The organism is Streptomyces sp. RP5T (genome assembly GCF_003933965.1).
GTDB lineage: Bacteria > Actinomycetota > Actinomycetes > Streptomycetales > Streptomycetaceae > Streptomyces.
Genome location: NZ_RSAJ01000513.1, coordinates 1 through 5987 on the forward strand (window position 1 = coordinate 1; position 5987 = coordinate 5987).

At 68.5% G+C, this 5987-nt stretch carries 6 protein-coding genes and 1 tRNA gene; 6 read left to right on the top strand and 1 reads right to left on the bottom strand.

What is annotated here, in order from left to right; all coding sequences use genetic code 11:
- Nucleotides 1–441, top strand: a 441-nt coding sequence (locus tag EHS43_RS34935) for a GNAT family N-acetyltransferase (protein ID WP_148104157.1), incomplete at its 5' end; no start/stop codon positions are given.
- Between the two features lie 67 nt (nucleotides 442–508).
- Nucleotides 509–1225, top strand: coding sequence for a response regulator transcription factor (locus tag EHS43_RS34940; RefSeq protein WP_125194656.1), 717 nt, complete (start codon nucleotides 509–511; stop codon nucleotides 1223–1225).
- A 15-nt stretch (nucleotides 1226–1240) separates the two neighbouring features.
- Here EHS43_RS34940 and EHS43_RS34945 read toward each other — a convergent pair.
- Nucleotides 1241–1316 (bottom strand) — tRNA-Thr (locus tag EHS43_RS34945).
- A 165-nt stretch (nucleotides 1317–1481) separates the two neighbouring features.
- Here EHS43_RS34945 and EHS43_RS34950 point away from each other — a divergent pair.
- The 4 genes from EHS43_RS34950 (at nucleotide 1482) to EHS43_RS34965 (ending at nucleotide 5704) form a co-directional block, all read left to right on the top strand.
- Nucleotides 1482–2771, top strand: a complete 1290-nt coding sequence (locus EHS43_RS34950; RefSeq protein WP_125194657.1) for an RNA-guided endonuclease TnpB family protein — start codon at nucleotides 1482–1484, stop codon at nucleotides 2769–2771.
- Nucleotides 2772–3093: 322 nt separating this feature from the next.
- Nucleotides 3094–4230: an ABC transporter ATP-binding protein gene (locus EHS43_RS34955; RefSeq protein WP_125194658.1), complete on the top strand. Its 1137-nt coding sequence runs from the start codon at nucleotides 3094–3096 to the stop codon at nucleotides 4228–4230.
- Nucleotides 4231–4457: 227 nt separating this feature from the next.
- Entirely contained in the window at nucleotides 4458–4916 is a 459-nt protein-coding gene (locus tag EHS43_RS34960; RefSeq protein WP_125194659.1) for a hypothetical protein, read from the top strand.
- Between the two features lie 56 nt (nucleotides 4917–4972).
- Complete coding sequence (locus tag EHS43_RS34965; protein ID WP_125194660.1) at nucleotides 4973–5704, top strand: nucleotidyltransferase family protein; 732 nt, start codon at nucleotides 4973–4975, stop codon at nucleotides 5702–5704.
- Nucleotides 5705–5987: the final 283 nt, after the last annotated feature.

Here is a 5987-nt window from a genome sequence, read left to right on the forward strand (position 1 = left end):
ATCCACACCCTGATCCGCGAACTCGCCGACTACGAGCGGGCCCTGGAGGAGGCGAAGGCGACCGAGGAGCAGCTTCACGAGGCCCTCTTCGGCCACCGTCCGGCCGCCTACGCCCATGTGGCGACCGACCCCGTCGGCGCGGTGGTCGGCTACGCGATCTGGTTCCTGAACTTCTCCACCTGGCGCGGCGTCCACGGCATCTACCTGGAGGACCTCTACGTCCGCCCCACGGCCCGCGGCGGCGGCCACGGCAAGGCCCTCCTCACCGAACTCGCCCGCATCTGCGTCGAGCGCGGCTACCAGCGCCTGGAATGGTCCGTCCTGAACTGGAACACCCCCGCCATCGACTTCTACGAGTCCCTCGGCGCCCGCCCGCAGGACGAGTGGACCGTGTACCGCCTCACCGACCAGGCCCTCGCAAAGGCCGCCGGCACCGCGTGACCACCCCCGCCTCGGCCGCGGGTTTTCGATACGACACCGATATGCGTCCGCTCGTAGCATCGACGGCATGCGTGTGCTGATCGTCGAGGACGAGCTCTACCTGGCAGAAGCCATCCGCGACGGCCTGCGCCTGGAAGCGATCGCCGCCGACATCGCGGGCGACGGCGACACCGCTCTGGAACTGCTCAGCGTCAACACCTACGACATCGCCGTCCTGGACCGCGACATCCCCGGCCCCTCCGGCGACGACATCGCCAGACGCATCATCGCCTCCGGCAGCGGCATGCCGATCCTCATGCTCACCGCCGCCGACCGCCTCGACGACAAGGCCACCGGGTTCGGCATCGGCGCCGACGACTACCTCACCAAACCCTTCGAGCTCCAGGAGCTCGCCCTGCGGCTCAGGGCCCTCGACCGCAGACGCGCCCACAGCAGGCCACCCGTACGGGAGATCGCCGGCCTGCGCCTGGACCCGTTCCGCAGAGAGGTCCACCGGAACGGCCACTACGTCGCCCTGACCCGGAAGCAGTTCGCCGTCCTCGAAGTCCTCGTCGGCGCCGACGGCGGGGTGGTCAGCGCCGAGGAACTCCTGGAACGCGCGTGGGACGAGAACGCCGACCCGTTCACCAACGCCGTACGCATCACCGTCTCGGCCCTGCGCAAGCGCCTGGGCGAACCCTGGATCATCACCACCGTCCCGGGCGTCGGCTACCGCATCGACACCGAGCCGGGGGCCGGGGGCGGGGGTGCGGACCAAGGAAAGCCCAGGTCAGATGCGATCTGACCTGGGCTTCGACAGAGCCCCCTGTCGGATTCGAACCGACGACCTGCTGTTTACAAGACAGCCGCTCTGGGCCGGACTGAGCTAAGGAGGCAGCGTGCGCCACAGTGCCAGGCACCAAGGCTGAACCACTGTACACAGTGCCCGTTTGCCCGAGCCACGAAGTTCCGGACTCAAGAACTACGCGTAACCATTCGTGCACCCGTTCGTTGATCGAGCTGACGTGCTGTTCCGAAGATCGGATCGTCAGGGAGGGGTCATGGGGGAGACGGAGGCCGAGCGCGTCAAGCGCGAGGTCCTCGGCATCGGAGAGCGCCGGAAGCACCACACACGCAAGGCGACTCCGCTGAAGTCCCACGCCAAGGCGCCCGACACGCATCACCGCCTCTACCGGTTCCGCTTCTATCCGACCGAGGAGCAGGCCGAGCAGTTGGCGCGGACGTTCGGGGCGTGTCGGTGGGTCTACAACGAGGGGCTGGCGCTGCGTTCGGGTGCCTGGGAGCGGTATCGGGTGAATGTGGGGTTCGCGGAGACGTGTCGGGCGCTGACGGGGTGGAAGCGGAGGGAGGAGACGGCGTGGTTGGGGGAGGTGTCGTCGACGGTCCTTCAGCAGTCGCTGCGTCATCTGGATCAGGCGTACGGCCGTTTTTTCAGGGGTGAGGCCAGGTATCCGAGGCGGAAGAAGAAGGGGCGTTCGCGGGATACGGCGACGTATGTGCGCACCGGCTTCCGGTGGGTGGAGGATCCGGTGCGGCCTGGGACCGGGCTGATCACGTTGGCGAAGCAGTCGGTGCCGTTGGACGTCCGGTGGTCTCGGGCGTTGCCTGCGGGGGAGGCTCCGGTGCGGTTGTCGGTGACGCGGGATCGGGCCGGCCGGTACTTCGTGTCCGTGCTCGTGGAGGAGCGGACAGTGCCGCTGCCCCCGGTGTTCGTGCCGGGGACGCGGGAGCCCAAGGCGGTGGGCGTGGATGTCGGACTGGCGTCGCTGGTGATTCTCGACGACGGGACGAAGTTCGATCATCCGCGGCTGCTGAAGCGGTACGCGGAGACGCTGGCGCGGTTGCAGCGCGAGCTGCACAGGAAGGTGCGTGGGTCGAAGAATCGGCAGAAGGTCCGGGAGCAGATCGCGCGGCTCCACGCCCTGATCAGTGACGTACGCAGGGACATGCTGAACCAGCTCACCACCCGCCTCGTGCGCGAGAACCAAGTGCTCGTGGTGGAGGACCTGTCAGTCGGGACCTTGATGCGTGCGGCGCGCGGCAAGGGACGTGGACGGAAGGCGAAGCTGAACCGCGCGATCGCCGACGCCTCGTGGAGCGAGTTGGTTCGGCAGTTGCGCTACAAGTGCCAGTGGTACGGGCGGACTCTGGTGGTCGTGGACCGTTTCTTCCCCTCCACCCGGCGCTGCTCCAGCTGCCATGCCATGGGGCCGCGGTTGGACGTTTCCGTCCGCTGGTGGACATGCGTGGAGTGCGGAGCTCGACACGATCGCGACGTGAATGCCGCCCTGAACCTCCGCGAGGAGGGTTTGCGCCTGCTGACCGCGTAGAGAGCAGAGCCAGTGCGGTACGGACCGGCGGGCCGTCGGCCGGAACGCCTGTGGAGCCCATGTGAGACCGGTCGGGCACAGTTCAGCAGGGCTGTGCCCGGTCGGCAGCGGGCGATGAAGCAGGAAGCCGAGAGGCGAGGTCAAAAGTGCGGTGCTCTGCCCCGCTCGAAAATTTCCGCGAAGTTCACAGTCCGGCAGGTACTGACATACGGCTGAACGCCAGGTACCGTCCTGAGCCAGTCCATCTGTCTGGACTGGACCACCACCTTCCTACAACGGATCGTCCGGCACGTTCCTGCCGGTAGAAGGGGGCCTCTGAGCCATGGCCACTGTTTCGTTCGACAAGGCGACCCGTATTTACCCGGGTTCCACGAAGCCCGCCGTCGACGGTCTCGACATCCACATCGAGGACGGCGAGTTCCTCGTCCTGGTCGGCCCGTCCGGCTGTGGCAAGTCGACCTCGCTCCGCATGCTGGCGGGGCTGGAGGACGTCAACGGCGGTGCCATCCGCATCGGTGACCGTGACGTCACGCACCTGCCGCCGAAGGACCGGGACATCGCCATGGTGTTCCAGAACTACGCGCTGTACCCGCACATGACGGTCGCCGACAACATGGGCTTCGCGCTCAAGATCGCCGGCATCAACAAGACGGAGATCCGGCAGAAGGTCGAGGAGGCCGCGAAGATCCTCGACCTCACGGAGTACCTGGACCGCAAGCCGAAGGCTCTCTCCGGCGGTCAGCGCCAGCGTGTCGCCATGGGCCGCGCCATCGTGCGTGAGCCCCAGGTCTTCCTGATGGACGAGCCGCTGTCGAACCTGGACGCGAAGCTGCGTGTGTCGACGCGTACGCAGATCGCCTCGCTCCAGCGCCGTCTCGGCATCACCACCGTCTACGTCACCCACGACCAGGTCGAGGCCATGACGATGGGTGACCGCGTGGCCGTGCTGAAGGACGGTCTGCTCCAGCAGGTCGACTCCCCGCGCAACATGTACGACCGTCCGGCGAACCTCTTCGTCGCCGGCTTCATCGGCTCCCCGGCGATGAACCTCGTCGAGGTCCCGATCACCGACGGCGGTGTGAAGTTCGGCAACAGCGTGGTGCCCGTCAACCGCGAGGCCCTCAAGGCCGCCTCCGACAAGGGTGACACCACGGTGACGGTCGGTGTCCGTCCCGAGCACTTCGACATCGTCGAGCACAACGGCGCCGCCGCCTCCGCCCTCTCGAAGGACACCGAGGACGCCCCGGCCGGTCTCGCGGTCTCCGTGAACGTGGTCGAGGAGCTCGGCGCCGACGGTTACGTCTACGGTTCCGCCAAGGTCGGCGACGAACTGAAGGACCTGGTCGTCCGTGTCAGCGGTCGCGCGGTGCCGGAGAAGGGCGCCACTCTGCACGTCGTGCCGCGTCCGGGCGAGACCCACGTGTTCTCGACGTCCACGGGCGAGCGTCTCTCCGACTGAGGACGTACCGCAGGAAATCACCCAGGTTGACGAGAAGGGCCCCGCGGAGTGTCCGCGGGGCCCTTTCCGTGCCCGGAACAGACCTGGAGGGTGTCGACAAATACCCCGGCACATCGGTCATTTCGAGCAGTGTGCGTCAACGCCCTACCCAATTTTCGGCGCCACCTCGTCCCCCGAACCGGTGACTAAATGTCGCCAAATCATTACCGCACGCTACCCTCACACGCGTGAAGCACTCCACTTACCAACAGACGCGACGCGGCCGGGGCCCCGCCCGCCGTATCGGCCGCTCCCTCGCCCTTGTCCTGCCCGTCGTCCTGGTGCTCTCCGGGACCCTCGCGGTCACCCGAGTGAACTGGTCGGGGGATCCCTCGAGCTCCTCGGTGCTCACGGCCTCGGACGCGACCGTCTCGGACAGCAAGCCGCGCAGCGCGCGCCTGGCCCCCCAGGACGCCCTGCGGGAGCAGCTCCTGACCGAGCTCCAGGAGGAGAACCCGGGCATCGCGCTCACCCACCTCCAGGAGGCCGTGAACGAGCGTCCCTCGCTCGCCGAGCACTGCGTCTCCATCGCGAGGGCCCTGGGCCGCGCCGCGGTGCGTGTGTACGGCCCCACGCGGGCGCAGTCGTACGCCCGCCCCGTGTGCGACACGTCCTTCGCGACAGGCGTGGCCGCGGCCCACGGCTGACCCCAGAGGGGGATGCCGACGCGGGCCGGGACAGGGGCGCGCCGTAAAGTTCGGGCATGACCGATCCGAACGCCGCGTCCCGTCCGACCCAGGCCGTGATCCTGGCCGGCGGCCAGGGCTCCCGGCTGCGCCCCTATACCGACGACCGGCCCAAGCCGATGGTCGAGATCCCCGGCACGGGGACTCCGATCATCGGCCATCAGCTTGTCTGGCTCGCCGAGGAGGGCGTGACGGACGTGGTGGTCAGCTGCGGGCATCTCGCCGAGGTGCTCCAGGACTGGCTGCGGACGGCGGATCTGCCGTTGCGCGTGAAGACGGTCATCGAGACGGAGCCGCTGGGCCGGGGCGGCGGGCTGAGGTACGCGGCGGCGCATCTGCCGCATCCGGACCAGGCGTGGTACGCGACGAACGGGGACATCTGGACCCGGTTCTCGCTGCGTGACATGGCGGACTTCCACACCGAGCGGGACGCGGTCGCGACGCTCGCGCTGGCGCGTCCGCGGCTTCCGTGGGGTGCGGTGCAGACCGACGGGTTCGGGCACATCACGGACTTCATAGAGGCACCGCCGTCGACGTTCGAGATCAATGCCGGTGTCTACGTCTTCTCGCCCGCGTTCGCGGCCCTGCTGCCGGAGCGGGGGGATCACGAGCGGACGACGTTTCCCACGCTGGCGCGTGAGCTGCGGCTGGCCGGGTTCCCGATTCCGCAGGGGGCGTACTGGCGGGCCATCGACACCGCGAAGGACCTGACGGAGGCGGCGAAGGAGCTGGCGGCTCTCGGCCGGTAACGGCGTACGACGAGAAGGTCCCGCACCTCGACGGGTGCGGGACCTTTTCGTGGGCCCGTGTCGCTCAGCCGGTGGGGTTGCCCAGTATGTCGCCCACCGGCCCGCCTACCCCAACAGGCCGCCCACCAGGCCCGGTTCGCCGGAGGAGGAGCCTCCGGTGCCGGAGCCGCCGGTCGAGCCGCCGGTGGTGCTGGTGCCTCCCGTGGGGCCCGAGGTGGTACTGGGGGCCTGTTGGACCGGGGAGGACTGCTGGGGCGAGGTGCGGCACGTGGTGCCCTGGGTC

What these genes read in the sequence shown, in the direction of transcription:
- EHS43_RS34955 (WP_125194658.1), top strand. Translation starts at nt 3,094, where the DNA reads ATGGCCACTGTTTCGTTCGACAAGGCGACCCGTATTTACCCGGGTTCC.
- EHS43_RS34965 (WP_125194660.1), top strand. Translation starts at nt 4,973, where the DNA reads ATGACCGATCCGAACGCCGCGTCCCGTCCGACCCAGGCCGTGATCCTG.
- EHS43_RS34940 (WP_125194656.1), top strand. Translation starts at nt 509, where the DNA reads ATGCGTGTGCTGATCGTCGAGGACGAGCTCTACCTGGCAGAAGCCATC.
- EHS43_RS34950 (WP_125194657.1), top strand. Translation starts at nt 1,482, where the DNA reads ATGGGGGAGACGGAGGCCGAGCGCGTCAAGCGCGAGGTCCTCGGCATC.